General features: G+C 60.0%; 2 protein-coding genes and 1 pseudogene. All 3 read right to left on the bottom strand.

The window, feature by feature from the left end; all coding sequences use genetic code 11:
• A partial coding sequence (locus tag RI841_RS15435) for a DEAD/DEAH box helicase family protein (protein WP_310706517.1) occupies positions 1-3,200 on the bottom strand: 3,200 nt, incomplete at its 3' end.
• Positions 3,200-3,394: a hypothetical protein gene (locus RI841_RS15430; protein WP_310706516.1), complete on the bottom strand. Its 195-nt coding sequence runs from the start codon at positions 3,392-3,394 to the stop codon at positions 3,200-3,202. The genes RI841_RS15430 and RI841_RS15435, both read right to left, overlap by 1 nt.
• Positions 3,391-3,676, bottom strand: a pseudogene (locus RI841_RS15425) (hypothetical protein); the annotation flags it as partial. The pseudogene RI841_RS15425 and the gene RI841_RS15430, both read right to left, overlap by 4 nt.

Below are 3,676 nucleotides of genomic sequence, written 5' to 3'. Positions count from 1 at the left end.
TCCAGCTCGACCTGATCATTCTTCAGCCGACGCTCGACATCCTTGATTCGCTCTCCGAACTCGACCTTCTCGTCCTTAGGACCGGTATGGCGCAAGCCGTGAGGGTCGACGAAGATGATGCGCTGTCCACCCTCATAAACGTGCCAGAGGATAAAGTCAGGGTAGAAGCCTCCTGCTTCGAAAAAGCCGATCCCCTGCTTCACGAGGTTGCGAAGCAGGTAGAGCTGTTCTCCCCGCCCGGCCATCGCTTGCTGGTTACGTTCCAGCCATCCCTTGAGGCCCTCGACAAACTGAAATTCTCCGTCGTTGAGGGCGACGGGCTCAATACGTATTCGACTGTCCTTGCCCAGGTGCAGCAGCGGGTTGTAGAGGTGCGCCCCGATCTGCACGGCGCTCACCCCATTAGCCTTGGATGATTGGTATAGAGCCTTTCGCTGTTGCTCGATGGCATCCTTCATCTGCTTGATGTCGTCGATCAAAGCCGATTCGCTGCCGTCGACAATCAGCTGATACTCGTTGGTATCCGGCAGATTGCCTCGAGCATCCTCGAGAGCCACCAGCTCCATGCGCGGCTCCAGATAGGCCCGGCGGTGATAGTTGAAGACCCTGTCCATCAACAGCGACAGCAGCTCAAGCGCCATGCTCTGATAACGCTGGAAGTTATCGGCATGCAGCTTCCACTGATCCTCGGGGACCAGCAGCGTATACCACACCTGGCTCTTCAACAGTGCCGGGAATCGACTTGATTCGACCAGCAGGTTGGCATACCCACGCGCACGGCGATATCGCTCCAGGTCGCGCTCCAGCGCAGCCATATCCAGAAAGAGCAGCCGATCGTCGTCGAAGTACCGCTCACGTTGCTGGGCCTGGCCAGGCTTGGCCATCACGTCCTTCACGCCCGCGGCCTGAAGGCTTTCGACCCGCGGGTATCGGTCGAGCTCGACCTTCCGCCCCTTGAGGACGATATCCGGTGTCAGCCCCAGTTCGCTGTAGAACTCGCGGCTTGCAGCAGTTACTGGATGACCAAAACGCACCAGAGGGCCATCGCGGTGGAAGCTGTAGGTCTGCTTGGTGTCCTGACGGACCTTGGGCCTCAACATCTTCAGCGACTTGCCTACGTCCTCCATCACGTTCAGCTTGAGGGTGTGGATCTCGGGCTGATCGTTGCCCGTCAGGCCCTCGTCTTCCAGGAAGTCCCGGAAGGTCGCCATGAAGTCGGCGCCGACGCCGAAGACATTGAGGGTTTCCAGCAGGTAGAGGTGCTTGGGAGCCAGCACCGGGTCGAGCCGGCTGGAGCGCATCAGGCTCATATCGCGGCCTTTCAGACGCACACCACGGCCGAACAGCTGGATGATCTGCGAGCCCTCCTTCTTGCCAGTGTTCATCAGCCCCATGCTGGAGACACGCCAGCTGTTCCAGCCCTCGATGAACTTCTTGGAGCCGATCAGCAGGTTGACCTTTGAACTCTCTCGGTTGACCTCCGCGAAGCTGGGTTTGGCCAGCTCCGACTTGCGGACCTGAAGGTGAGGGATCTTGCGGCCCTCAAGGTGATCGGCCAGGCCCAGAGCGTCCCCCACATTGATCAAGCCAAAGGGATTCTCCGCCTCGCCCACTTTTAGCAGTAGCTCGCCAGAGTCACCGGTGATGCGGTCGACGTTAAGTGTGCCGCCGCCCTGGGCATGGAAAGTATGGGTGAGGATGTCGCGGTAGAGCTCATCAACCGACGGCCCCTGGGCCTTCAGCCAGGGGAAGCTGCCCGAGAAGATCTCGTTGCCTTGCTTGTCGATCAGACCGGCACTGGCGGCATCGCCTTCATAGACGGCGCTGAGCGCCCGTCGCGCCTGCTCCTTCTCTCCGAGGAACCAGGCCAGGAAGCCCAGCACCTGCGCGATATCGGAGGCGCGCTCCTTGTAGTTCTTGGCGGTCTCCTTGCTGCCGTCGTCTCTGACCACGCTGGCCCCGACGAACACCCACAGCGGAGCAGCCAGGTTCCACTGGGTCAGTTGGCCATGCTCCTCCTGGTAGTAACGCTGCTGCTGATAGAAGGCAAGCAGCGCTGCCGTGAGGTAGGTATAGCGCTGCTGGGTCTCCTTCTCCGGCAGGTTGAAGATTCGGTAATCTTTGCCGTAACCATCTTCGTAAAAGTAGCGGTAGCCGTAGTCGAAGAGGATGCTCTTGGCGTAGGTCTCCTCCACCCCGGCATCCTTGGCGGCAACCACTGCCTCCTTGAAGGTGGCCGAATACTCGAAGGTGAAGCCACGCCCAGCCAGCTTGTTGCGATGCGACAGCCAGCCCTTCTCCTCACTCGCCGAACCCAGCCCGCGGTGACCTTCATCGACCAGCAGCAGGTTGCCATCGCCGAAGCTGTCGACCGCCATGGTCTTTCTGCCCTGTTCGAGGCCGAGCTTGGTGATCTCGGTCACGGCAACACGGCTCAGCGATTTCCGCTCACCGCTGAAGAGGTCGCCGCCATCCTGGCTCAGCCGCTCCGCCTCCAGGCTGGAATCGCGACACTCCATCAAGTGCTGCTCGCTGAGCCGTTCGTTGGGCGTGATCAGGATGATCTGGCCATAGTCGGCGATGCGGTGGTGCTTGCGGGCGTAATGGCGGAACTGACGCACGTTGGTGTGCATCAGCAGCGTCTTACCCGAGCCCGTGGCGTTCTGCAGGCACAGCTTGTTGAGGTCATCGTCCTCAAAGAGGCCGATACCCGTCTGGTAGCCCTGCCCCTGCCAGAAGCTGTTGAACCGCTCGACCTGGTGGTTGAGACCGGCCTTGAGCGCCTCTCGGTCGCGGAAGTACTCGTGGAGGTAGACCTCCACGAACAGCAGGGTCAGCCACTGGAAGTACTTCCAGTCGACCTCAGTCTCACGTTGCTGATTGAGGGCATCGGTATGCTTGACGATATTGGCGTCAAAGCGCTTCAGATCTTCCTCGCCATACTTCCAGGTGGGCTGGTAGCTACCAAGCAAGGCATGGAGGTAATGATGGTGGCGGTCACCGGTCAGCCCGGGGTCACTCTCCTTCAACGTCTTGCTGAGCAGCGTAATCGGACGGACTCGGCTGCGTCCGTCGCGATACTGCTCCAGCGGGTCGATCCCGAAGCGTGTCAACACCCACTGATTGAGTACTAGCTTCTTGAGAAAGTCACTCTTGGCGCTGAGCTGCTTGATCTTGGCTTGGCGTGGCTTCCGTGCCATCAATGCGACTCCCGCCCCTGATCAACCTGGTCATCCATCTGCGGTTTCGGCGCATCATCTCCCACCAGCACGGGCTTGCCGTCCTGCCATATCACTGCATACTGGCCGAGACGCCGCTTGCGCTCTAGAGTCTCGGAGACTGCTTCACGGAGGCTGTCGAGCATGGTTTGGGTATCCGGTGTCGGCTGAGTCATGGCCGTGCCTCCTTGACGAGATCATTGTAGTGGCGGTCATCGAGAATATTGCGCCCTTGCCCGGTCTGTTCAAAGACAGGCTCTGGCGTGCCTCCAGCATTCATGAAGCAACGCGCTCGAGACACGCAGGGTGCGTAGAGCGTCAGCAAGTTGTGCAGGCTGCGCGGGAAGCGGCGATGAATATCCTTCAGCGGGATATTGTGGCCGCCATGCGAAACGCGCTCTGCCACACGAAGGCGCGACATCTCCACCGAGGGTAATGCCAAGTAGACCAGCTCGACC

Origin of the sequence: Halomonas sp. (genome assembly GCF_031581305.1) — a bacterium.
GTDB lineage: Bacteria > Pseudomonadota > Gammaproteobacteria > Pseudomonadales > Halomonadaceae > Halomonas.
Note: the sequence above shows the minus strand (reverse complement) of the source record. Positions and strands in the feature narration are given on the sequence as shown.

Coding starts and splice junctions, on each gene's coding strand:
- RI841_RS15430 (WP_310706516.1), bottom strand. CDS start 3,394: ATGACTCAGCCGACACCGGATACCCAAACCATGCTCGACAGCCTCCGT.